At 61.2% G+C, this 23,761-nt stretch carries 17 protein-coding genes and 1 pseudogene; 13 read left to right on the top strand and 5 right to left on the bottom strand.

Annotation, left to right across the window (positions count from 1 at the left end; all coding sequences use genetic code 11):
- Positions 1 to 86: 86 nt before the first annotated feature.
- From ND528_RS19390 to ND528_RS19375, 4 genes and pseudogenes are all read right to left on the bottom strand, one after another.
- Positions 87 to 644, bottom strand: a complete 558-nt coding sequence (locus ND528_RS19390) for an NUDIX hydrolase (RefSeq protein ID WP_130910584.1) — start codon at positions 642 to 644, stop codon at positions 87 to 89.
- Positions 645 to 647: 3 nt separating this feature from the next.
- Positions 648 to 1,715, bottom strand: a complete 1,068-nt coding sequence (locus ND528_RS19385) for a DUF2333 family protein (RefSeq protein ID WP_016771859.1) — start codon at positions 1,713 to 1,715, stop codon at positions 648 to 650.
- A 211-nt stretch (positions 1,716 to 1,926) separates the two neighbouring features.
- Positions 1,927 to 2,184 (bottom strand): hypothetical protein, encoded by a 258-nt coding sequence (locus ND528_RS19380; protein ID WP_263470945.1) that lies wholly within the window; start codon positions 2,182 to 2,184, stop codon positions 1,927 to 1,929.
- Positions 2,185 to 2,222: 38 nt separating this feature from the next.
- Positions 2,223 to 2,594 (bottom strand): annotated as a pseudogene (locus ND528_RS19375) (DUF2515 family protein); the annotation flags it as partial.
- A gap of 324 nt (positions 2,595 to 2,918) precedes the next feature.
- Here ND528_RS19375 and gcbA point away from each other — a divergent pair.
- From gcbA to accC, 5 genes are all read left to right on the top strand, one after another.
- Positions 2,919 to 4,589 carry a diguanylate cyclase GcbA gene (gene gcbA, locus ND528_RS19370; RefSeq protein WP_137215888.1) on the top strand — a complete coding sequence of 557 codons (1,671 nt, stop codon included), beginning with the start codon at positions 2,919 to 2,921 and terminating at the stop codon, positions 4,587 to 4,589.
- Between the two features lie 51 nt (positions 4,590 to 4,640).
- Positions 4,641 to 6,587: a methyl-accepting chemotaxis protein gene (locus tag ND528_RS19365; protein WP_263470944.1), complete on the top strand. Its 1,947-nt coding sequence runs from the start codon at positions 4,641 to 4,643 to the stop codon at positions 6,585 to 6,587.
- A 241-nt stretch (positions 6,588 to 6,828) separates the two neighbouring features.
- Positions 6,829 to 7,284, top strand: a complete 456-nt coding sequence (gene aroQ / locus ND528_RS19360) for a type II 3-dehydroquinate dehydratase (protein ID WP_016771861.1) — start codon at positions 6,829 to 6,831, stop codon at positions 7,282 to 7,284.
- Between the two features lie 24 nt (positions 7,285 to 7,308).
- A complete protein-coding gene (gene accB / locus ND528_RS19355) occupies positions 7,309 to 7,767 on the top strand; it encodes an acetyl-CoA carboxylase biotin carboxyl carrier protein (RefSeq protein ID WP_016771862.1) in 459 nt (152 codons plus the stop codon).
- Between the two features lie 17 nt (positions 7,768 to 7,784).
- Positions 7,785 to 9,140, top strand: a complete 1,356-nt coding sequence (gene accC, locus ND528_RS19350; RefSeq protein WP_024011424.1) for an acetyl-CoA carboxylase biotin carboxylase subunit — start codon at positions 7,785 to 7,787, stop codon at positions 9,138 to 9,140.
- Between the two features lie 64 nt (positions 9,141 to 9,204).
- Here accC and ND528_RS19345 read toward each other — a convergent pair whose 3' ends face one another.
- The gene (locus ND528_RS19345) at positions 9,205 to 13,161 is read right to left on the bottom strand and encodes a dermonecrotic toxin domain-containing protein (RefSeq protein ID WP_263470943.1); all 3,957 of its coding nucleotides are present in this window, start codon (positions 13,159 to 13,161) and stop codon (positions 9,205 to 9,207) included.
- A 194-nt stretch (positions 13,162 to 13,355) separates the two neighbouring features.
- Between ND528_RS19345 and prmA the strand changes: the two genes are divergently transcribed.
- The 8 genes from prmA (at position 13,356) to ND528_RS19305 (ending at position 23,739) form a co-directional block, all read left to right on the top strand.
- On the top strand, positions 13,356 to 14,234 hold the full coding sequence (gene prmA, locus ND528_RS19340; RefSeq protein WP_137215885.1) for a 50S ribosomal protein L11 methyltransferase: 879 nt from the start codon (positions 13,356 to 13,358) through the stop codon (positions 14,232 to 14,234).
- Positions 14,235 to 14,264: 30 nt separating this feature from the next.
- Positions 14,265 to 15,536 (top strand): DUF3426 domain-containing protein, encoded by a 1,272-nt coding sequence (locus tag ND528_RS19335; protein ID WP_263470942.1) that lies wholly within the window; start codon positions 14,265 to 14,267, stop codon positions 15,534 to 15,536.
- A 185-nt stretch (positions 15,537 to 15,721) separates the two neighbouring features.
- Positions 15,722 to 16,732, top strand: coding sequence for a tRNA dihydrouridine synthase DusB (gene dusB, locus ND528_RS19330; protein ID WP_263470941.1), 1,011 nt, complete (start codon positions 15,722 to 15,724; stop codon positions 16,730 to 16,732).
- Complete coding sequence (fis, locus tag ND528_RS19325) at positions 16,729 to 17,049, top strand: DNA-binding transcriptional regulator Fis (RefSeq protein WP_002555375.1); 321 nt, start codon at positions 16,729 to 16,731, stop codon at positions 17,047 to 17,049. Before dusB ends, fis begins: the two co-directional genes overlap by 4 nt.
- 83 nt (positions 17,050 to 17,132) lie before the next feature.
- Positions 17,133 to 18,740, top strand: a complete 1,608-nt coding sequence (gene purH / locus ND528_RS19320; RefSeq protein ID WP_212615206.1) for a bifunctional phosphoribosylaminoimidazolecarboxamide formyltransferase/IMP cyclohydrolase — start codon at positions 17,133 to 17,135, stop codon at positions 18,738 to 18,740.
- Positions 18,741 to 18,907: 167 nt separating this feature from the next.
- On the top strand, positions 18,908 to 20,203 hold the full coding sequence (purD, locus tag ND528_RS19315; RefSeq protein WP_263470940.1) for a phosphoribosylamine--glycine ligase: 1,296 nt from the start codon (positions 18,908 to 18,910) through the stop codon (positions 20,201 to 20,203).
- Positions 20,204 to 20,302: 99 nt separating this feature from the next.
- Positions 20,303 to 23,080 carry a hybrid sensor histidine kinase/response regulator gene (locus tag ND528_RS19310; RefSeq protein ID WP_263470939.1) on the top strand — a complete coding sequence of 926 codons (2,778 nt, stop codon included), beginning with the start codon at positions 20,303 to 20,305 and terminating at the stop codon, positions 23,078 to 23,080.
- Between the two features lie 62 nt (positions 23,081 to 23,142).
- The gene (locus tag ND528_RS19305; RefSeq protein ID WP_016771870.1) at positions 23,143 to 23,739 is read left to right on the top strand and encodes a MarC family protein; all 597 of its coding nucleotides are present in this window, start codon (positions 23,143 to 23,145) and stop codon (positions 23,737 to 23,739) included.
- Positions 23,740 to 23,761 lie beyond the last annotated feature (22 nt).

The following is a 23,761-nucleotide window of genomic DNA, read 5'->3' as shown; positions in this document are numbered from 1 at the left end:
CAACCTCAAGCTATCCGGTGCAGTTTGAAAAGGTCGCGCAGTGTAACGGCAAAAATCGCGATTGCTAAGTGCCAATCGGCGCCAATTCATGTGTTCTTTGCGACGTCGCTTTGCTGCGCCTTGAGATAGCGCTTCAGCGCGGCCAGAGAGTCCGGGCAATAAGGCTTTTCGCTGATTTCGCGCATGACCTGTTCGACGGGGATGAATCGCGCTTCGAGGACTTCTTCCGGCTGCAGTTTCAGCGGCCCGTCCCACACGGCGGAAAACGCCGAACACCACAGGCGGTTGCCGGTGTCTTCGAAGTAGAAGTGATCGTGAGCGGTGAGTTCGACGCCGCTGACGCCCAACTCTTCCGCAAGCTCGCGCGCCGCCGACTCGGCGTAGCTTTCGTCAGCCTGGACCATGCCGCCTGCGGCAACATCCCAGTAGCCGGGGTAAATCGCCTTGCTCAACGTGCGCCGGTGCACGCACAGCTCACCGGCGGAATTGAACAGCATGATGTAGGTGCCACGGCCAATCAGCCCGCGCTCGCGCAGATCGGAGCGCACCAGCGCGCCGAGCAGGTTGTCCTGCTCGTCGACCCAGGCGATCTGTTCGGCGTCCGAGGCGGCGCGATGGGCCGCCTCTCTTGTGCTCTGGCTCACGTATCAGCCCTGATTGAGCAGTTGACGCAAGTCGATCACCGCAGCGTTGGCCCGGGAAATGTAGTTGGCCATGACCAGCGAGTGGTTGGCCAACACGCCGAAACCGCTGCCATTGAGGATCATCGGGCTCCACACCGGCTCTTGCGAAGCCTCCAGTTCACGGATGATCTGGCGCACGCTGACGGTGGCGTTCTTCTTCGCCAGCACATCGGCGAAGTCGACTTCGATGGCGCGCAGCAGATGCGACAGCGCCCAGGCCTGACCGCGCGCTTCGTAGAACACGTTGTCGATCTGCATCCACGGGGTTTCCACGACTTCTTCGTCAACCTGCGGCACTTCGCCGACCGCCGGAACTTCGGTCTTCAGCGCAGTATTGAGCTTGACCCGACCGACACTGGCCGACAGGCGTTGCGACAGCGAACCGAGACGGGTTCCGACATCGCCCAGCCAGTTGTTGAGGTTGTCGGCGCGCGCGTAGAACAGCGCGTTTTTCTGGTTCGGATCCGACAAGCGCGACTGATAGCGGCTCAGGGAGTTGATGCCTTCCTGGTATTCCGACTCGCTGGATGGCAGCACCCAGCTCTTGTTGTCGAAGTTGAAGCGCGGTTCGGCCTTGGCCAGATCGGCGTCTTCGGCCGACTGCGATTGCGAACGGGCGAAATCCTTGCGCAGGGCGCGGGTCAGGTCACGCACCTGCACCAGCACGCCGTATTCCCAGCTCGGCGTGTTGTCCATCCACAGGCCCGGCGGGAAACGATCATTGGAAATGTAACCGCCCGGCTTGTTGAGCAAGGTACCGGCAACGGTCTTCAGGGTTTCGACCGTGGTGTAGCCGACCACCATTTGCTTGCCTTCTTTCTCGGCAGCGACCTGGGCGTTCTGCGCCACCGGAAACAGCTCCGGTTCCTGGCTCCAGTACCAGCCCAGCGCGATGGTGACCAGCAAATACAGACCGACCACTGTGGCCAGCGCCCGGCTGAACAGCAGCCCGCCGACATAGCTGCGGGTGGCCGACTTGGGCTCGGCGGCACGTTCAGGCGCGCTGCCCGCGCGGTTTTTCCAGTCCAGCATGGCGATATCCTTTCAATCACTTGGGTTCAACGGTTCGACCACAACCATACAACAACGTGCCAAGGCCGGGCACCCGCTATCGCGGCACTGGCGCAAAACAAGCGAAGGACGTCGCGAACGAAAGGATAGACGCAGATTTCAGACGTTGAAGATGCGCAGCGAAAGCTGCCGCACTTGGTCGTCGGTAAACAGATGTGCAATGCCTTGGGCGTCAGTTCGGCGCTGACTGGGTATTCCATCGATCGTGGTAGGCCTGCGCAGGCAAAGGCTCGCCGGTCACGCTGTCGACCAGACGAAAGATTCGCGCAGTGCGGGTTGGCTGCTCGGGAGGGTTGTTCATCAGCTCGAGCACGGCCTGTGGGAACACCGCTTCGGCGCCCTGCCAGTAGCCGTAGTCGGCTTCGGCTTTGATCAGGCACCATTCACCCTGTTTGATCTGCGCCAGGACTTCGCTGTCCAGATTGATCATCAAGCCTGCGCGCAGCTGGTCCAGCCCTTCGAGCGGTCCCGCTGCTGCCCTATGAGATCGACAGTGTTTGAAGCATGCAGCAATCCACAACCGACCTGTTTTGAGGCAAACGCCGCTAAACCTGCCCATTGAAAACGAGAATCCTGCAACCACAATCGGGCATAGGCCGCATTAATTACCTGATTACGCTCCACAGGATCGGCAATCAGAACGCCGTCTGGCGCAACGATATTTTCGGCTTCGCGCTGATAGATACGCCATAGACCAGTGCAGGTCAGCACTGGCACCTCTGTCACTTGCACCCGCTCGCCATACAACAACTCTTCGCCGCAGGCGCAGTCGTCGATGGGCGTGATGTTGTGATTGAGGCGCTGGGCATCACTGCCGAGTTCGGTGAAACATTGGCTCATGGCGGATGGACGGCAACTAGGGGAATCCCTGAACCGTACCAGCCAACCGGGCCGGTGAAAGCGCGCAGAAGAAAAATCAGAAAGCGCTGTCAGACGCCGCCCATCAAGGCCGGTGAAATGTCGACAGCGCTGGCAGGATTGCTCGCAAAACCCCAGCATGCGGGCACTTGGCCAAAATCGGATACAAAAACAAAACCACCCGGTCAGAAACTGAATCGTGTCGTCCAGCAGATTATTGACGTACGACACTCGTCTAAGGGAAAAGAGGTGCTAGCATAGAGCCACCAGTCGATCTCAGCATGCACCCTAACTAGTAGTCAGGATATGACCGAGCCAGAAGACCCCAGCCGTGAGCGTCTCAAGCACCACTTTGCCCAGCGGGTAATTCATCAGGCACGTCAGATTCTTGAGATATGGCAGCGCCTGCAACGCAGTGAGTGGTCCTCCGTCGATCTCGCCGAGCTGAGCGAGGCGAATCTGCGCCTGCTGCGTTTTGCCGAGCGCTTCGAACAGCCGGAACACACTCAGTTGGCGCATCACATCAGCCAGTCGCTGCAAGCGGTGGATGCCAACCGTGGGCGCCTCAGCAGCGGCCTGATCACCGATCTCAATCGTTTGATGCAGCGTCTGTCACGCACCGGCCTGCGCCATGGTGATCAACTCGATCAGACCTTCCTGCCGCCGCTGCGCAAGCCGATCTACGTGATGCTGCAGGATCACGACCGCGCCGAGCGGCTGGCCAAGCAGCTGGAATTTTTCGGTTTGAGCGCACAGGCACTGGACAGCGTGGCGGCGTTTCGCTCGTCGATGGTCGAGCGCTTGCCCGCGGCGATTGTCATGGACGTGGATTTCAGTGGCCCCGGCATCGGCCTGAAACTCGCCGCCGAAGCTCAGGTCGGCCTCGAAGAACCGCTGCCGCTGCTGTTCTTCAGCCTGCACGAAACCGACACCCCGACCCGCCTCGCCGCCGTGCGCGCCGGTGGCCAGGAATTCCTCACCGGCACCCTTGAAGCCTCGAGCCTGCTGGAAAAAATCGAAGTGCTGACCTGCGTCGCCCAGTACGAACCTTATAAAGTGCTGATCATCGACGACTCGCGCGCCCAGGCCCTGCACACCGAGCGCCTGCTCAACAGCGCCGGGATTGTCACCCGCACCCTGATCGAACCGATTCAGGCAATGGCCGAACTGGCGGATTTCCAGCCGGACCTGATCATCCTCGACATGTATATGCCGGCCTGCACCGGCACCGAGCTGGCCAAGGTCATCCGCCACAACGACCGCTACGTCAGCGTGCCGATCATTTACCTGTCGGCCGAGGACGATCTGGACAAACAGCTCGATGCGATGAGCGAGGGCGGCGATGACTTCTTGACCAAGCCGATCAAGCCGCGGCACCTGATCACCACCGTGCGCAATCGCGCCGCTCGGGCGCGCAATCTGAAAGCGCGGATGGTCCGCGACAGTCTTACCGGCCTGTACAACCACACGCACATTCTGCAATTGCTCGAAGATTGCTCGTTCCGTGCGCGCCGCGAGAACAAGCCGCTGAGCTTTGCCATGCTCGACATCGATCACTTCAAACGGGTCAACGACAGCCACGGCCACCCGATGGGCGACCGGGTGATCAAGAGCCTGGCGCTGTTTCTCAAACAGCGTTTGCGCAAGACCGATTTCATTGGCCGTTACGGCGGCGAAGAATTCGCCATCGTCATGCCCGACACCGATATCGACGCCGCGCACAAAGTCCTCGACGAAATTCGTCAGCGCTTTGCCGAGATTCATTACCCTGCGCAGCCGCAGGACCTGTGGTGCACGTTCAGCGCCGGCGTGGTGGAAATGTGCGATGACTCCGACAGCCTGATGATGGCTAGCCAGGCCGACGAGGCGCTGTACCGCGCCAAGGGTGCCGGACGCAATCGGGTGCAGACCGCGCGCCAGTCAAAGCAAAGTGCCACTTTTTCATCGGAATCCACTGATTCGGTCATAACCCTGTAATAGAACAGCAATAAATTCAGGCGCTTACCATTTCTGCCGTTGGTAGCCGTCATGCGCCTGAAGTTGCTCACCAATCTCAACACTCTGCTGTTGGTCGCCGTCTGCGTGGCCCTTGGCGCCACGCTGTGGTGGTCGCAAAAAGCCCTCGAACGCCCCTATCTGTTGATGGAGCGTTACCTGGGGCTGTCGCAACAATTTCAGAATGAAGTGGCGCGCAACGTTGAGGATTACCTCGCCAGCGGTGACGCGCTGCGCCTGAGCAGCGCCGCTCAGGCCATCGACAGCGTGCACAAGCAACTGGGTGAGCTGCCCCCGACGCTGGCCGACACCGTGCGGCCAAGCCTGTCAAGCCTTGATGGATTCAGCAAAACCGACCTGCTCGCCGCCGGCAAACTGGCCGGCGATCCGCAGGCGCTGCTGTTGCAGGCCGAACGCGAACTCAGCGCCAGCCTCGACCAGCTCAACACCTACGCCAATGGCAACGCCGCCTACCTCGCACCACTGCTCGCCGCATCGCAGCATCTGGGCAAACTGTCGCTGGCGCGGGACAAACTGGTGAGCAGCGGGCGCAGTGAACTGGCGGCCGATGTCGAGCGCGAAGTGAGCAACATGCGCGCCCAGGCCGAAGCCATCGATGCCCTGCCCTTGCTCGGTGTGGTCGCCAGCAACGAATCGAGCAGTGACGATTTCGCCGCGCTGATGGGCATCGAAAACGCCGACAAAGCCGCCGCAGAGGATGCCGGGGTCGGGCTCAAGCGCGAACTGAACAGCTTGCTCGGCCGCTATCCGGCAGAACTGGCGCGCACCCGCGAGCAGATCCAGAAACGCGCCGATCTCAGCGCCGCCACCCACGAAAAAATCGCCAGCGTGCAACACGCCATCGCCGGCCTCGAACCCGTAGTACGCGCGCAGCACGGGCAGATCCAGGGCGAAGTGCGCCTGATGCAAGGTGTGATGATTGGCCTGATTCTGCTGATCGCCCTGCTCATCGATACCTTGCAGCGGCGCCTGGCCCGCACCCTGACCAACCTCGCCCCGGCGCTGTCGACCTGGGCCGAGGGCGATTTCAGTCGCGACATTCAATTGGGCAAGACCAATCGTGAACTGCACGACATAGAAGCGTCGCTCAATCGCTTGCGCGCTTATCTGGTGGATCTGGTCGGCACGATTCGCGGTAACGCCGAGCAGGTCGCAGGCAGCAGCCGCACCCTCGCCGAACTGAGCAATGACCTGCACAGCGGCGCCGAGCATCAGGCCGGTGACACTGCGCTGATTCGCGACTCGCTGGGTGAACTCGAGGCGACGATTCAGCAAGTGGCCGGCGATGCCCGGCAGGCTGCGGACGCCAGCCGTCATGCCGGACTGGCCGTCGAGCATGGCCAGACGGTGATCGGCCAGAGCCTCACCGGGCTGCATGCGCTGGTCGGTGAGGTTCAAGGCAACGCGCAGATGATCGAACATCTGGCGGAAGAATCAGCAACCATTGGCGGCGTGCTGACGGTGATTCGTTCGATTGCGGATCAGACCAATCTGCTCGCCCTGAATGCCGCGATCGAGGCGGCCCGCGCCGGGGAGATGGGCCGTGGTTTCGCCGTAGTCGCCGAGGAAGTGCGCTCGCTGGCACAACGTACCGCCGGGGCCACGGCAGAAATCCAGACACTGATCGCCGGCCTGCAGACCGCCGCGCGGCAATCGGTCGAAGGCATGCGCGCGCAGGTCGAACACGCCGAAGCCACGGCCAGTCAGGCGCAAGCGGCCGACGGTGCATTGGACAAGATCGTCGGCGCGATCCAGACCATCGCCGACACCGCCGTGCGCATCGCCGATGTCACGGCGCAGCAAAGTGGCGCGGTCAGCGAAATCCGCGATCACAGCGAGCGCATTCATCAATTGGGTGGGGACAACCTGCTGCGCATCGGCCAGGGGCGCGAACAGGGCGAGAACCTGTTGGTTCTCGGCGGCCAATTGCATACGGCCGTTCAGGCCTTCCGCGTCTGACATACCACCTTCGCGAGCAGGCTCGCTCCCACATTGGAATGCATCCCCCTGTGGGAGCGAGCCTGCTCGCGAAGGCGGCAGTCCTGTCATTACAAGTGACCGGATCCTGATCCTCGGTCACAAATTTCGCGCAAACATCGCCCATCGTGCCGCCTATTGCATGGAACTGGACAGTCACAAAGGCTTTGCGGCATAGTCGCCGGGTTCTGACGACTGCTCATTGATAACAAGGACAACGCAGATGGCGACGCTACTGGTGCTGCATGGCCCCAACCTGAACCTGCTCGGCACCCGGGAACCGGGGACCTACGGGTCGACGACCCTGGCGCAGATCAATCAGGATCTGGAGCGGCGCGCCCGCGAAGCCGGCCATCATCTGCTGCATCTGCAAAGCAACGCCGAGTACGAATTGATCGATCGCATCCACGCTGCGCGCGGTGAAGGCGTGGACTTCATTCTGATCAATCCGGCGGCTTTTACGCACACAAGTGTCGCATTACGTGACGCGCTGCTGGGAGTGAGCATCCCATTCATCGAAGTGCATTTGTCCAACGTGCACAAGCGCGAACCTTTCCGCCATCACTCCTACTTCTCCGATGTAGCGGTAGGAGTGATCTGCGGCCTTGGCGCCAGCGGTTACCGACTGGCCCTGGAGGCCGCACTAGAGCAGCTTGAACACCAAGCTATACGCCCCTGACCGACCCTTGGGAGTTGATGATTCATGGATATCCGTAAAGTTAAGAAACTGATCGAATTGCTGGAAGAGTCCGGCATCGACGAGCTCGAGATCAAGGAAGGCGAAGAGTCCGTACGCATCAGCCGCCACAGCAAGACCCCGGCGCAGCAGTATTACGCGCCAGCCCCGATGCAGGCTCCGGCCGCCGCCCCTGCTGCCGCGCCAGTCGCTGCCGCTGCTCCGGCTGCCGCTGCTGCACCCGCGCTGAACGGCACCGTTGCCCGTTCGCCGATGGTCGGCACTTTCTACCGTAAATCTTCGCCAACCTCGCCAGCCTTCGTTGAAGTCGGCCAGACCGTGAAGAAAGGCGACACCCTGTGCATCGTCGAAGCCATGAAGATGATGAACCACATCGAAGCTGAAACCAGCGGTGTGATCGAATCCATCCTCGTCGAAGACGGCCAGCCGGTTGAGTACGACCAACCGCTGTTCACCATCGTTTGAACCGCGGAGAGCCTTTGATGACTGCGAAGTTGGAAAAAGTTCTGATCGCTAACCGCGGTGAGATCGCCCTGCGGATTCTGCGTGCCTGCAAAGAGATGGGCATCAAGACCGTCGCCGTTTACTCCAAGGCCGACAAAGAGCTGATGCACCTGGGTCTGGCAGACGAATCCGTCTGCATCGGCCCGGCGTCCGCCGCTCAGTCTTACCTGCACATCCCGGCCATCATCGCTGCCGCTGAAGTGACCGGCGCTACCGCCATTCACCCAGGCTACGGTTTCCTCGCGGAAAACGCCGATTTTGCCGAGCAGGTCGAGAACTCCGGCTTCGCCTTCATCGGCCCGAAAGCCGACACCATCCGCCTGATGGGCGACAAGGTATCGGCCAAGCACGCGATGATCGAAGCAGGCGTACCGACCGTTCCAGGTTCCGACGGCCCGCTGCCGGAAGACGAAGAAACGGCGCTGCGCATCGGTCGTGAAGTCGGCTACCCGGTGATCATCAAGGCCGCCGGTGGCGGTGGTGGTCGTGGCATGCGCGTGGTGCACAAGGAAGAAGACCTGATCGCCTCGGCGAAACTGACCCGCTCCGAAGCAGGTGCGGCGTTCGGCAACCCGATGGTCTATCTGGAAAAATTCCTCACCAACCCGCGCCACGTCGAAGTGCAGGTACTGTCCGACGGCCAGGGCCACGCCATCCACCTGGGCGACCGCGACTGCTCGCTGCAGCGTCGTCACCAGAAGGTTCTCGAAGAAGCGCCGGCACCGGGCATCGACGAGAAGGCGCGCCAGGAAGTATTGGCTCGCTGCGTCAAGGCGTGCATCGACATCGGCTACCGTGGTGCTGGTACTTTCGAGTTCCTCTACGAAAACGGTCGTTTTTACTTCATCGAAATGAACACCCGTGTTCAGGTGGAGCACCCGGTTTCGGAGATGGTCACCGGTATCGACATCGTCAAGGAGATGCTCAGCATCGCCGCCGGCAACAAGCTGTCGTTCACTCAGGATGACGTGGTCATTCGTGGTCACTCGCTGGAGTGCCGGATCAACGCTGAAGATCCGAAGACCTTCATGCCGAGCCCGGGCACGGTCAAGCATTTCCACGCTCCAGGCGGCAACGGCGTTCGCGTCGATTCGCACCTGTACAGCGGTTATGCCGTGCCACCGAACTACGACTCGCTGATCGGCAAGCTGATCACTTACGGCGCAACCCGCGACGAAGCCATGGCACGCATGCGCAATGCCCTGGACGAAATCGTGGTCGACGGGATCAAGACCAACATCCCGCTGCACCGTGACCTGGTTCGTGACGAAGGCTTCTGCAAGGGTGGTGTGAACATTCACTACCTCGAGCACAAGCTGGCCAAGCAGTCGTAAGACTGATCCGGCGTGGAAAAACCCGATCCCCGAGGATCGGGTTTTTTTATGCCTGAACGACGCGTCAGTTCATCAGCACCATCGAGAACGCCTGGTCCTCTACCATCGCCGCGGTCGCCCGGCTGCCGGCCCTATCGACCACGCTGCCGACGGCATTCTCGTGCAACGCTTCACTGCGGACACGGTCCATGAAGTTCTGGGCACGTATCGAGAGTCGGTCGGTTGAATATGGCGCTCTGTCGATAAGCGCTTTGTACACGTCACCAACCTGACCAGCGGAATGCTTGAACACTTTCGAGACTCCATTGTTCAGATTCAACACTACCCCGTAAGTGTTGCCCAGGCACGAGGAGTACGACCAGTAATCCCACGTCGGTTGCAGGCCATGTTCGCGCAGGACACGCCTGACCGGGCCGCCGATGTCAGCGCCCATCGACACCCAGTCACCTCCCACCAGCGTGGCGCGAATATCCTGGCCGGCGTACCCCAGACGCTCCAACACGCCGCTTACACTGCGCTGGATCAGGGGGCGGATATTGTGATCGAAATGAATCACCGCCCCTGTTCTCGTCGTCGGGTTGTACAGCGAGGCAATGACGCAACTCTGCGCATTCAGCGAAAACAGGTAGTTGTCTCGCGATCCGGGAACGGCACGCCCCACCACCGCTTCGCCCTGCATCGCACCGCGGTTGAGCAATGGTTCGACACGGGCCGGAAATGCATCACGCAAATTGTTCACGCGCCCAAGGTTGCGGACGTTGCCGCCTCTGAGCCCGACCCGGTCATGTGTCCACCTGCCGCCAGGGGCAAGACGTATCGGTTGCTGATAGATAGCTGTCGGGCGGCGGGCATCGACCAGGCTCAGACCACCGAAATGCGGATTCTCCCTGACCAGGAAATACTTGCCTCTGTTACGGATGTAATAGGCCGGTTGCGGCTGTTCAGCACTGGGCGGACTGCGCCAAGTGCCGAAAAACACACCGTCGTCAGTCACCTTTTGCAAGCGTTCGGGCCTCTTGCTGACGGCCTGCCTGGCATGGAAGCGGACTTCCCGGATCGCCGGCAGCGCTTCCTTGTGCACCGGAGCCACGGTACTCAGGTGCTCTGACAACAATGAGACGGGCCTCATCGTGTGTTTCAGACTTCTGGCCGCACCGCCCAGCAACTTGATCGCACTGCCGGCACCGACCATGGCAAACAGCGCACCCCACGAGGCCTCCAGCCAGTGTCCGAGAGCGCCATCGACATCGCCTTCCAGATGCGCAGCGACAGCCTGACCAGCGCTGATGGCAATGAACACGACATCGAGCAGCAAGGCAAAGGGAGGAAACACCATACAAAACGGTGCGGCGGCGAACATCAGCCCCTTGACCACCTGGCGCTCGATCATTTGCGCGCGGCTGGTGGTGATGTCTTGCACATCCGTGACCGCGCGCTCGATGTACGCATTGAACTCGCTGCGGGCGTCAACCAGGCGCTCCGCTTCGAAGAGCACATCGACGCGTTGTTTTTTCGCCGCAATCGCGTACAGGGTGCGCGACACGATGCTGCGTGCAGCAACCGGCGTACGCGCCATCAGATAGTCATGCAAGGTTCCCGCGATGTCGCCGAAAAGTGAATGATACGCACGCACCACAATACCGTCGGGCGCATCAGGCGTGTACAGCCACCAGGACGGCTCAGGGTCGAACGAAGTCAGAACGTAAACCCCGAGCACGACGTGATTGCGCACGGTGAACCTGAACACGCCGTCGCTTTCAACCATACGGGCGCCCGGATAATGCGTACCCGGCGCTGGCAATTGACTCAACAGTGTGACCTGGCGGACCAGCGCTGAATACACCGCGTCGCTCAGACGCGCCTGACTTCTGGCCACGCGCAAATCACGATCCATTTTTGACAGCAGCACGTTGCGGTAGGCGAAGCGACGCGGTTCGTAGGCGGCATTACGAGGGTCGAGATATTTGCTGCGGATCTCGTCGGCGTATTTCTCGCCCAGCCAGGCCCGGCGCAGATACAACGCCAGATCGGCGCTGCGCACCAGACTCAAATCCTGCCCGACCGACGAGCGCACACCTTTTTTCGGGTGCTCGATGCCGGAGTTATCGTCGTAGCCGTGAATCGCCAGGTCAAGCAGTGTGGCCACTTGCTGCTTCCTGCGATCGGCAACGCCGGGGTTGTAATCGATCAACACAGTGGCCGGGTCGACCGGTTCCAGCACGTTCTTGCTGCGCATGTAGGGCGCGATCGCTGCGGCAACCGTGCGCCTGGCGAAATCGACAAACACTTCAAAGCCGCCCAGCAGCTCGTTGAAAACCTGCTGATGAACAATCAATTCCTGATTCAGGCTGCTGATGCGCCGGCGCGCATCCAGACCGAGCGTTGTGTACCAACGCAGCGAGTTGTCCACCTCGACCTGCTGCAGGTTTTTTGCCAAGCCCATTTTTACAGCTGCTTCGACGCATTCCACGAATGACAGGGGTGCACGTCGAATGTCACTGGTCATGCCCCAGAGGGCCGGGTTGTCCGCCACGGCCAAAAGATAGTCACGCGCCGTACGATGTGCCGTCGGCGAAAGCTGCTGCAACAGGTACTCGCGGCCGGCTTCGCTCTGCGTCCAGCTCCACACCTCGCCGGTCAACGCCGCAACAGACGTTAACCGCACCCACTCCTGACCGTTCGGCTTGTTGGGCGCGTACAGCACCAGGTTACTTACCGCTTGCGCAGTCTCTGCATGGTAGAACACCAGAAGATCGGTGCATTGCATGCCGTTGGGCAGCGTCAGTGCGGCCACTTGCAGGGGCTTGCTTGCAGCTTGCCCGGACCACGTCTGCTCCAGAAGTTCATGATCGGACTCCGACAGATGAGCTGCACAACGCGCGACGTATGCGCTCTGCCGGAGCCGAGCGGTGAACCAGTCGATCAGCGCCTTTTGCACTTCTGTGCGCTTGTACTGCTCGGCGAGGACTCGCAGGTAATCTGCCGGATAGTCCTGTTCCGCCAGCATGTCGGCAATGAATGTCGGCTTGAGTGACTGGTTGCGCAAAGGCGCAGTACTGGCGATATACAGGACCGCTGCGAAGTCCTGACCGATCGGCCCGGATGCCAGCAAGTCGGTCAGGCTGCGATTGCGCGTCGGCTCGCCGACTGCCGAGCGCCATCTGAGTCGCACGTCGATCCGATCCGGTTCAACCGTCATGTCGAGCTTGCGCTGAATGTATTCGATGGCCTGCTGCCGGGCAAAGGCGCGCAAGGAGCCGTAGCCCTGCAGCAGCTCATCGAGCGCTGTCCGGGACAGTGACGTCTGCTCCTGATAATGGCGCAACAAGGCGCGATCAGGGTCCTTCAACACCTTCATCCACTGCGGCAGTTGCGCGAAGGAGTGCGCCTCGAGAATCTTTTTCTCTGCACCGGTTGCCAATGCAGTCAACCGGTACCGACGGGTGCCTCGGGCCTGGACTCTATCGATCTTTCGGCGCAACTGATTCAATGTCACGCCCACGAGCCGGTCACGACGCAACAGCGACTCGATGTCCTTGATATAGCGCCGCAGCTTGCGCTTCATCAAACGATCGAACAACGCCTCCTGCCCTTTTGTCGCCCAGTGTTCGCGCAGGTATTTCTTGTACTGGTCGAGGAAGTGCAGCGAAACGGAATCCACCGTCCGGGCGACGTGCTCCCGGCGGCTGGCTGGCAACCCGAGGTCAGCGGCTCCCGGCCAGCGAAATGGAGCGTCCTGGACTGCCAGGAACGTGACTGGCTTGCCGTCGAGAAGCTTTTGCAGAATGGCATCGAGCAGGGCAACCACGAACCCCGGATCGAAATGACCTTCGGGATAATCAATGCGCAATTCAGTCAACGCGTAATGCTCCAGCGCCTCGAGCAGCGTCATCTGGCTGCTCAAGCGCTTGTCGATCATCACCTGCCAGCGCGTGATGCGTAGCAGGATTTCCTGCACCGACCCCGTAGGCGCCGCAGCTACAGGTAGTTTTTCTTCTACAATCCCTTGTTGATCCGCCATATCGTCCAGCCTTTTGTTGCATGGAAATGAGCCCCCACTCTATTTCCCGGCCAGCGTGCCCAGGCCGTACATATGTATATGGCACCTGCGGATGTGTTACAGCCGACTGGCGTGTCCACTTTGCCGGCGACCTGGCGTAAACTGCGCGCTTTTGCAGCTTCGGGCTGCCCCACAGATTTTCAAAGGTGCCCGCCATGCCTTGGCTGCAAGTCCGTCTCGCCATCACTCCGGAACAAGCCGAAACCTACGAGGACGCATTTCTCGAAGTCGGCGCCGTGTCGGTGACTTTCATGGACGCCGAAGACCAGCCGATCTTCGAACCGGAACTCAACACCACACCGCTGTGGTCGCACACCCATTTGCTGGCCTTGTTCGAGGGCGGCACGCAACCGGAGCCGGTCCTCGCCCATCTGGAATTGCTCACCGGCAGCCCGCTGCCCGAGCACCACAGCGAAGTCATCGAGGACCAGGACTGGGAACGCAGCTGGATGGACGGTTTCGAGCCGATGCGGTTCGGCCAGCGCCTGTGGATCGTGCCGAGCTGGCACGCCGCCCCTGAGCCTGATGCGGTCAACCTGCTGCTGGACCCGGGCCTGGCGTTCGGCACCGGCACCCACCCGACCACCGCGCTGTGCCTGGAATGGCTCGACGGTCAGGACCTGAAAGACTGCCACGTGCTCGACTTCGGCTGTGGCTCGGGGATTCTGGCGATCGCCGCCCTGCTGCTCGGCGCCAAGGAAGCCGTGGGCACCGACATCGATGTGCAGGCACTGGAGGCCTCGCGCGACAATGCCGGGCGCAACAACATTGCCGACGAGTTGTTCCCACTGTATCTGCCCGAGGATCTGCCGCAGGTTCAGGCTGACGTGCTGGTGGCCAATATTCTCGCCGGCCCGCTGGTGGCCCTGGCGCCGCAATTGTCCAGCCTGGTCAAGAGCGGTGGGCGCCTGGCGTTGTCGGGCATCCTCGCCGAGCAGGGTGAAGAAGTCGCCGCCGCTTATGCGCAGGACTTCGAGCTCGACCCGATCGCCAATCGCGACGGCTGGGTGCGCATCACCGGGCGTCGGCGCTAAAATGACCGCTTGCCTGAACCGGATCGCCGCATGACCGACAGTTTCGTCACCCAGTGCCCGCATTGCCAGACCAGTTTCCGCGTCAACCATGCTCAGTTGAGCGTGGCCCGCGGGGTGGTTCGTTGCGGCTCCTGCCTGCAAGTGTTCAATGCCGCCAAGCAGCTGCTCGAGCAACATGTCGGCAAGGATACGGTGACGCCACTCGCGCCGCTGCTGCCTGACGCCCCCGCGCCCGTCAGCCCCGCGCCGACCATCAATGAAACGCCCGCACCGCGCGCCACCAGCCAAAAGCAATGGAGCGCGTCGGAGCTGGATCTGGACAGCCTCGATCTGGACGAAGAACTCGCCCGCCTCGAACAGCGCGAAATCCAGCCGGTCGCCGAATTCGGCCGGGCCCGCGAAGAATCCTTGAGTGCGCGGCGCGACAGCGCAGAACCGGAAGAAGGCGCCTGGCCCGATGGCCTGTTCAGCGAGCCTGCCGATGAGCGCCGCGCCGCGCCGGATGTCGAGCCAGATATCGAGCCGTATATCGAAGGCGTCGAAGCCCTCGAACCCGAGCGCACCGAGCCGTCGTTGTCACTGGAACCGGTGGACCTGGATGACGAGCCGCCGATCCCGCAACTGCGCCTGCACGATCCGATCGATCCCAACGCCCGCCGTGAGCGATTTTCGGCCAGCGACGACAGCGATGACGACGATCTGCCATTGATCACCTCGCCGCGCAAAAAACGCGAAAGGGCCGAGCCCGGCGTGCGCGCCGAGGTCTTGCAGGATCTAACCGACGACCCGCTGCAACTGGACTGGCAGCAACGCCGTTCGCCCTGGGGCCGGCGCCTGCTCTGGCTGCTGCTGGTGGTGTTGGCGGCCGGCGGTCTTGCCGCTCAATACGTTGCCTATCACTTCGAGGAGCTGGCGCGGCAGGATCAATACCGCCCATGGTTTCAGCAGATCTGCCCGCAGATCGGCTGCACCGTGCCGTCCAAAGTCGACATCGGCAAAATCAAGAGCAGCAACCTGGTGGTGCGCAGCCATCCCGAGTTCAGCGGCGCGCTGGTGGTCGACGCGATCATTTACAACCGCGCGACCTTTTCCCAGCCGTTTCCCTTGCTCGAGCTGCGTTTTGCCGACCTCAACGGTCACCTGATCGCCAGTCGTCGCTTCAAACCTGGCGAGTATCTGAGCGGCGATCTCGAAGGCCTCGCGGAAATGCCGCCGCAGACGCCGATCCACATCGCCCTGGATATTCTCGATCCGGGGCCGAAAGCGGTGAATTACAGCCTGAACTTCCATTCACCGGAATGAACCGCTTCAGCGTTTCCCGATTGACGGCATTTTTCTGACTGGATCGCAGCCAACCAAACCGTTGGCGATAACAGAATAACTGTTCAGATTTTGTTCAATTCAGCCTTTAACCAGTCATCGAGAGCGGGTATCATGCCCACCCTTTTTCGAACTCTCATGATCCGGCCCCACTTCAGGGAAGTCCTATGTCGGCGGTACGCATCGGCCCATATACATTGCAGAACGGTTTGGTCCTCGCCCCGATGGCGGGCGTCACCGACCAGCCCTTTCGTCAGCTGTGCAAGCGTCTGGGCGCAGGACTTGTAGTCTCGGAAATGGTCACCAGCGACATGAGCCTGTGGAATACCCGCAAGTCGCGCATGCGCATGATCCACGAAGGCGATCCTGAGCCGCGCTCGGTGCAGATCGCCGGTGGCGACGCGCAGATGCTGGCCGATGCGGCACGGGCCAACGTCGAGCTGGGCGCGCAGATTATCGATATCAACATGGGTTGCCCGGCCAAGAAGGTCTGCAACAAGGCCGCCGGCTCCGCGTTGCTGAAAGACGAAGCACTGGTGACCGAGATCCTGCAGGCCGTAGTGGCCGCGGTTGATGTACCGGTCACCCTGAAGATCCGCACCGGCTGGGATCGCGACAACAAGAACGGCCTGAACGTGGCGAAGATCGCCGAACAGGCCGGGATCACAGCGCTGGCCGTACATGGCCGTACGCGCGCCGATCTGTACACAGGGGAAGCCGAGTACGACACGATTGCCGCGATCAAGCAGGCCGTGTCGATCCCGGTGTTTGCCAATGGCGATATCGATTCGCCGGAAAAGGCCCGTTACGTGCTTGACGCGACCGGTGCCGATGGCCTGCTGATAGGCCGAGCCGCTCAAGGGCGGCCATGGATTTTTCGCGAGATCGAACATTTCCTGCGCACCGGCGAGAAATTGCCCGCGCCGGAACTGAGCGAAGTGGAACGCATCCTGCTGGAGCATCTGGCTGCCCTTCACGCCTTCTATGGCGACGTGATGGGCGTGCGCATTGCCCGCAAGCATGTGGGCTGGTATCTCGCAACCTTGCCGGGCGCCAGGGAGTTTCGCGCCCGTTTCAATCGTTTGGATGGTACGGAAACACAATGCGCCGACGTTCGGGAGTTCTTCGCCGAGCGTTACAAGAGCCTGACAGGGGACGAAGAAGGGGTGGCCGCATGACGATGATGACCGAGACTTTAGTGAGTGGAACAACACCCGTGAGCGACAACGTGAATTTGAAACAGCACCTCAACACGCCGAGCGAAGAAGGCCAGACCCTTCGCGGGAGTGTCGAGAAGGCGCTGCACAATTATTTCGCCCACCTTGAGGGCGCGTCCGTCACGGATGTGTACAACCTGGTGCTGTCCGAAGTCGAGGCGCCCCTGCTCGAAAGCGTGATGAACTACGTCAAGGGCAACCAGACCAAGGCCAGTGAGCTGCTGGGACTGAACCGCGGCACGCTGCGCAAGAAACTCAAGCAGTACGATCTGCTGTAAGCATTCAATCAAACCAGAAAGGCGCCCGCGTAAAAAACGGTCGCCTTTTTTGCTGACTTCCTTTGCTTTTGATGGAAATTGAGATGACCGACCAGACTACCCGCCTGCCGATCCGCCGCGCCTTGATCAGCGTTTCCGACAAGACCGGGATCCTCGAATTCGCCAAGGAGCTTGAAGCGCTGGGCGTCGAGATCCTCTCCACCGGCGGAACGTTCAAGCTGCTGCGTGACAACGGCGTTGCCGCAGTGGAAGTCGCGGATTACACCGGTTTCGCCGAGATGATGGACGGTCGGGTGAAAACCCTGCACCCGAAAATCCACGGCGGCATCCTCGGTCGTCGCGGTACTGACGACGCGATCATGAACGAGCACGGCATCAAGCCGATCGATCTGGTAGCGGTCAACCTGTACCCGTTCGAAGCGACCATCAACAAGCCAGGCTGCGACCTGCCGACCGCCATCGAGAACATCGACATCGGCGGGCCGACCATGGTCCGTTCGGCAGCGAAAAACCATAAAGACGTGGCCATCGTGGTAAATGCCAGCGATTACGCCAACGTCCTGGAAAGCCTCAAGGCCGGCGGCCTGACCTACGCTCAGCGTTTCGACCTGATGCTCAAGGCCTTCGAACACACCGCGGCCTACGACGGCATGATCGCCAACTACATGGGCACCGTGAACCAGGCCGCTGAAACCTTGAGCACTGAAGGTCGCAGCGAATTCCCGCGCACCTTCAACAGCCAGTTCATCAAGGCCCAGGAAATGCGCTACGGCGAAAACCCGCACCAGAGCGCGGCGTTCTACGTGGAAGCCAAGCCGGCCGAAGTCGGCATCGCCACCGCCACCCAGTTGCAAGGCAAGGAACTGTCGTACAACAACGTCGCCGACACCGACGCTGCGCTGGAATGCGTGAAGAGCTTCGTCAAGCCAGCCTGCGTGATCGTCAAGCACGCCAACCCGTGCGGCGTTGCCGTTAGCCCGGACGCCGAAGGCGGCATTCGTCAGGCTTACGAACTGGCCTACGCCACCGACACCGAGTCGGCGTTCGGCGGCATCATCGCCTTCAACCGTGAACTGGATGCCGAGACCGCCAAGGCGATCGTCGAGCGCCAGTTCGTTGAAGTGATCATTGCCCCATCGGTCAGCGAAGAAGCCCGCGCCATTGTTGCCGCGAAAGCCAACGTACGCCTGCTGGCCTGCGGCGAGTGGTCGGCTGACCGCGCCGCTGCCTGGGATTACAAACGCGTCAACGGTGGCCTGCTGGTGCAGAGCCGCGATATCGGCATGATCAGCGCCGACGACCTGAAAGTGGTGACCAAACGCGCACCGACCGAACAGGAAATCCACGACCTGATCTTCGCCTGGAAAGTCGCCAAGTACGTCAAATCCAACGCTATCGTCTACGCCAAGAACCGCCAGACCATCGGTGTCGGCGCCGGCCAGATGAGCCGCGTCAACTCGGCCCGCATCGCCGCGATCAAGGCTGAGCACGCCGGTTTGCAGGTGGCCGGTTCGGTCATGGCGTCCGACGCGTTCTTCCCGTTCCGCGACGGCCTCGACAACGCGGCCAAGGTCGGTATCACTGCGGTGATCCAGCCCGGCGGTTCGATGCGTGATGCTGAAGTGATTGCTGCTGCCGACGAAGCCGGTATCGCAATGGTCTTCACCGGCATGCGCCACTTCCGTCATTGAAGCAGCCGCAAGTTTCAAGCTGCAAGCTGCAAGAAAGAGCAGACAGGTGTCGCTCCTTCTTGCAGGTGCAGCCTTATTAATTCAAAGCCGTAAGCTGTAATTGAGCGCCACGCAGTCGCTCTTACTTGCAGCTTGTAGCTTGCAGCTTTCTCCGAAGGAGTCTCTCTTTGAATGTTTTGATCATTGGCAGCGGTGGCCGTGAACACGCTCTGGCCTGGAAAGTGGCTCAGGATCCGCGTGTGCAGAAGGTTTTCGTTGCACCGGGCAACGCTGGCACCGCCATTGAAGCCAAGTGCGAAAACGTCGCCATCGACATGCTGGCGCTGGAGCAACTGGCCGATTTCGCGGAAAAGAATGTTTCCCTGACCATCGTCGGCCCGGAAGTGCCGCTGGTGGCTGGCGTCGTCGATCTGTTCCGCTCCCGTGGCCTGGACTGCTTCGGTCCGACTGCCGGTGCTGCGCAACTGGAAGGTTCGAAAGCCTTCACCAAGGACTTCCTCGCGCGCCACAAGATCCCGACCGCCGATTACCAGAACTTCACCGAGATCGAGCCGGCCCTGGCTTATCTGCGTGAAAAAGGCGCGCCGATCGTGATCAAGGCCGATGGCCTGGCTGCCGGCAAAGGCGTGATCGTCGCCATGACCCTGGCCGAAGCCGAAGACGCCGTGCGTGACATGCTCGCCGGCAACTCGTTTGGCGACGCCGGTTCGCGCGTAGTGATCGAAGAATTCCTCGACGGCGAAGAAGCTTCGTTCATCGTCATGGTCGACGGCAAGAACGTGCTGCCGATGGCCACCAGCCAGGACCACAAACGCGTCGGCGACGGCGACAGCGGCCCGAACACCGGTGGCATGGGTGCCTACTCCCCTGCCCCGGTGGTCACCGCCGAGGTGCATCAACGCGTGATGGACCAGGTGATCTGGCCGACCGTGCGCGGCATGGCCGACGAAGGCAACGTCTACACTGGTTTCCTCTATGCCGGTCTGATGATCGACAAGGCCGGTAACCCGAAAGTCATCGAGTTCAACTGTCGTTTCGGCGATCCGGAAACCCAACCGGTGATGCTGCGTCTGCAATCGAGCCTGGTGCTGCTGGTTGAAGCCGCATTGGCGCAAGCGCTGGACAAGATCGAAGCACAGTGGGATCCGCGTCCGAGCGTTGGCATCGTGCTGGCCGCTGGCGGCTACCCGGGCGACTACGCCAAAGGCGCAGCGATCAACGGTCTGGACGCGGCGGCAGCTCTGGAAGGCAAAGTCTTCCACGCCGGCACCGCGCTGAAAGACGGTCAGGTCGTAACTGCCGGTGGTCGTGTACTGTGTGCCACTGCCATGGGCGCCTCCGTCGGTGAAGCGCAGCAGCAAGCCTACAAACTGGCCGCTGCCATCGACTGGGAAGGCTGCTTCTACCGCAAGGACATCGGCTACCGCGCCATTGCCCGTGAACGCGGCGAAACCCAGGAGTAAGCGATCCATCAGGCCCGGCGCGGGATGCCATTCCTCGCCGGGCTGTTCGGTCGTCGCGCATCGTTATATTCTGGCATCAACCTACGAAGGGATTTCGCCGTGCGCTGGCTCAGGATTGCCATAAGCTTCACCGTCACGCTGACGACCTTGCTCTGCATGCTCCCGGCCCAGGCCGCGCAAGGCAGTGGCTGGTCGGTATTGCTTGACGATCAGGGCATCCTGCAACTGAGCGACATCCGTTCCGCTCGCTACACCAATCAATTCAGCCCCACCGAGCTTGACCGCCTGACCGCGGCCGAACCCGAGGGCGCCCTGTGGCTGCGCTTCAAACTCGCGCCGGGCAAGCACGAACAAGTGCTGCGCATCTTTGCCCCCGACCTGTCACAACTCAATCTCTACGTACTCGACGGCGACCGGCTGATCGAGCAACGCAATACCGGCAACGAACGGCCCCAGGCCGAACATCCGTTGCCGAGCAGCGATTTCATGCTGCCGCTGCCCCAGGCCGACAAGCCGCTGGACGTCTACGTGCGCATGGTCTCCGGCCATCAACTGCGCCCGCACATCACCCTGCAAGCAGCAATCGAAGGCGCCGCCGATCAGAAGCAGACGCTGATTTTCGGCCTGCTGTTCGGCTGCCTCGCCATGCTCCTGCTGCACAACCTGGTGCGCTACGCCTACTCGCGCTCGCGCAGCAGTCTGTGGCTGGCGATCTGTGAGGGCCTGCTGGGGCTGAGTCTGTTCCTGTTGCTCAACCTCGCCGGTCCGTGGCTGCCGAACTGGCAAGCCATTCAGACGCCGGGCGCTTATCTGGCATTGCTGCTGACGGCTCCAGCCGGGTTGATGTTCGCCCTGCGCTTCTTTGCGCCACTGGGCCAGCACGCGCTGAACAAACTGCTGTGGGGCGACATTCTGTTGATCGTCACGTGCAGCCTGTTGCTGCTGTTCGTCAACACCTTGCCGCTGAACATCATCACCTACGCACTGGTGGCACTGGCCGGCCTGAGCATGTTGCTGGTGGGCTTCTATCACTGGCAAAAAGGCTATCGCCCGGCGCGCCTGTTCGTCGCCGCCATGGTCGTGTTCAACATCGGCACGCTGGTTATCCTCCCGGCGCTGCTGGGGCTGACACTGGTCACGCCGCAAGGCCTGATCATGACGCTGATGGTGTTCATCTGCATCAGCGGCCTGCTGATGAGCATCGCTCTGGGCGAGCGACAGCGCAGCATCACCGAAAGCCGTTTCAGCATCAGCCGCGACCTCGCGGCAAGCAACGCCGAAATCAACGCCAAAGCCGAATTCCTCGCCAAGATCAGCCACGAAATCCGCACGCCGATGAACGGTGTACTGGGCATGACCGAGCTGCTGCTGGGTACGCCGCTGTCGGTCAAGCAACGCGATTACGTGCAAACCATCCACAGCGCCGGCAACGAACTGCTGACGCTGATCAACGAGATCCTCGACATCTCCAAGCTCGAATCCGGGCAGATCGAACTCGATGACGTGCAGTTCGACCTCAACGCCCTGATCGATGATTGCCTGAGCATCTACCGGGCCAAAGCCGAGCAACAGAACGTCGAGCTGATCAGCTTCATCCAGCCGCAAGTGCCACGGGTGATCAGCGGCGATCCGACGCGCCTGCGCCAGACATTGCTGAGCCTGCTGGAAAATGCCCTGAAGAAAACCGAAGAAGGCGAAGTGTTGATCGTCGTCGCCCTCGACGAGCGCAGCAGCAAACCGCGCCTGCGCATCGCCGTGCAGGACAGCGGCGTGCCGATGGAGCCGGAAGAGCGCGAAGCACTGCTGCACGCCGAATTGCACAGCAAGCACTTCCTCTCGGCCAATCGCCTGGGCGGCAATCTCGGCCTGGTGATTGCGCGCCAACTGATTCGTCTGATGCAAGGCGAGTTCGGCATCAAGAGCGGCGCCACTCAGGGCAGCACTTTGTGGCTGACCTTGCCACTGGACCCGGATCGCCTCGAACATCCGACGTCCGATCTGGACAGCCCGCTGCAAGGCGCGCGGGTATTGGTGGTCGACGATAACGACACCTGCCGCAAAGTGCTGGTACAGCAATGCAGCGCCTGGGGCCTGAATGTCAGCGCCGTGCCGTCGGGCAAGGAAGCGCTGGCGCTGCTGCGCACCAAGGCGCACCTGCGCGACTACTTCGACGTGGTCCTGCTCGACCAGAACATGCCCGGCATGACCGGCATGCAACTGGCGGCGAAGATCAAGGAAGACCCGAGCCTGAACCACGACATTCTGCTGATCATGCTCACCGGCATCAGCAACGCGCCGAGCAAGATCATTGCGCGCAATTCCGGGATCAAACGGATTCTGGCCAAACCAGTGGCCGGTTATACGCTCAAGACCACGCTGGCGGACGAGCTCAATCAACGCAACAAGGGCCAGGTGGTGTTCCAGCCGCAAGTGGTTACGGCGGCCACTGCGGCGAAAGTGCCGAGCGACTTCCGCATCCTCGTCGCCGAAGACAACACCATTTCGACCAAAGTGATTCGCGGCATGCTCGGCAAGCTCAACCTGCAACCGGACACCGCGAGCAATGGCGAAGAAGCGCTGCAAGCGATGAAGGCCCAGCGTTACGACCTGGTGCTGATGGACTGCGAAATGCCGATCCTCGATGGCTTCTCCGCGACGCAGCAACTGCGCGCCTGGGAAGTCAGCAATCAGCGCATCCGCACACCGATCGTCGCCCTCACCGCGCACATTCTCGCCGAACACAAGGAACGTGCCCGCCAGGCCGGCATGGACGGGCACATGTCGAAACCGGTTGAGCTGTCGCAACTGCGTGAACTGATCGAGCATTGGGTCGCCGAACGCGATCAGCAGAACCGGGCCACGACCCAGCCGTCGTAAACCGACAGATTGTCCGGTGCCTGATAGACTCCCCCCGACTCCATCGCCAGTGAGCTTGCATCATGCTCCATGTGTTGTTCAGCGTTTACCTGAAGATGCTGGTGCTCTACAGCCCGTTCTTCGTGTTGTCCTGCTTTATCAGCCTGACCCGCGGCTATTCGCGCAAGGAACAGCGGCGCCTGGCCTGGAAGGTCGCCCTCGCGACGCTGATTTCCAGTGTTCTGCTGTATCTGTTCGGGCGAGTGATTTTCGATGTCTTCGGCATCACCGTGGACGCCTTCCGCATTGGCGCCGGCAGCGTGTTGTTCATTTCCGCGCTGGGCATGGCTCAGGGCAAACCGGCGGTGCAGGCCGACAATGTCCAGCAGGACGTGACCATCGTGCCGCTGACCATTCCGCTGACGGTCGGCCCCGGCACCATCGGCGCCTTGCTGGTGATGGGCGTCAGCCAGCCGCACTGGGACGACAAGCTCACCGCGATCATGAGTATCGCCCTGGCCAGTTTCACTGTCGGTGTGGTGCTGTACCTGTCCAATCGCATCGAGCGGATTCTCGGTGATCAGGGTTTGCAGATTGTCAGCCGCTTGATGGGGTTGTTTGTTTGCGCGCTGGCCGCGCAGATCATTTTTACCGGCGTGAAGGGGTATCTGGTGCCTTGAGCGAGCACCGTATGGCCGAATG

Origin of the sequence: Pseudomonas mercuritolerans (assembly GCF_025706525.1) — a bacterium.
Taxonomy (GTDB): Bacteria; Pseudomonadota; Gammaproteobacteria; order Pseudomonadales; family Pseudomonadaceae; genus Aquipseudomonas; species Aquipseudomonas mercuritolerans.
Note: the sequence above shows the minus strand (reverse complement) of the source record. Positions and strands in the feature narration are given on the sequence as shown.

Excerpts from the sequence above, each read along its gene's own strand:
- fis (WP_002555375.1), top strand. The coding sequence starts at position 16,729 with ATGACGATGATGACCGAGACTTTAGTGAGTGGAACAACACCCGTGAGC.
- ND528_RS19365 (WP_263470944.1), top strand. The coding sequence starts at position 4,641 with ATGCGCCTGAAGTTGCTCACCAATCTCAACACTCTGCTGTTGGTCGCC.
- accC (WP_024011424.1), top strand. The coding sequence starts at position 7,785 with ATGACTGCGAAGTTGGAAAAAGTTCTGATCGCTAACCGCGGTGAGATC.
- ND528_RS19345 (WP_263470943.1), bottom strand. The coding sequence starts at position 13,161 with ATGGCGGATCAACAAGGGATTGTAGAAGAAAAACTACCTGTAGCTGCG.
- aroQ (WP_016771861.1), top strand. The coding sequence starts at position 6,829 with ATGGCGACGCTACTGGTGCTGCATGGCCCCAACCTGAACCTGCTCGGC.
- ND528_RS19305 (WP_016771870.1), top strand. The coding sequence starts at position 23,143 with ATGCTCCATGTGTTGTTCAGCGTTTACCTGAAGATGCTGGTGCTCTAC.
- accB (WP_016771862.1), top strand. The coding sequence starts at position 7,309 with ATGGATATCCGTAAAGTTAAGAAACTGATCGAATTGCTGGAAGAGTCC.
- prmA (WP_137215885.1), top strand. The coding sequence starts at position 13,356 with ATGCCTTGGCTGCAAGTCCGTCTCGCCATCACTCCGGAACAAGCCGAA.
- ND528_RS19335 (WP_263470942.1), top strand. The coding sequence starts at position 14,265 with ATGACCGACAGTTTCGTCACCCAGTGCCCGCATTGCCAGACCAGTTTC.
- purH (WP_212615206.1), top strand. The coding sequence starts at position 17,133 with ATGACCGACCAGACTACCCGCCTGCCGATCCGCCGCGCCTTGATCAGC.
- ND528_RS19380 (WP_263470945.1), bottom strand. The coding sequence starts at position 2,184 with ATGATCAATCTGGACAGCGAAGTCCTGGCGCAGATCAAACAGGGTGAA.
- gcbA (WP_137215888.1), top strand. The coding sequence starts at position 2,919 with ATGACCGAGCCAGAAGACCCCAGCCGTGAGCGTCTCAAGCACCACTTT.
- ND528_RS19385 (WP_016771859.1), bottom strand. The coding sequence starts at position 1,715 with ATGCTGGACTGGAAAAACCGCGCGGGCAGCGCGCCTGAACGTGCCGCC.
- dusB (WP_263470941.1), top strand. The coding sequence starts at position 15,722 with ATGTCGGCGGTACGCATCGGCCCATATACATTGCAGAACGGTTTGGTC.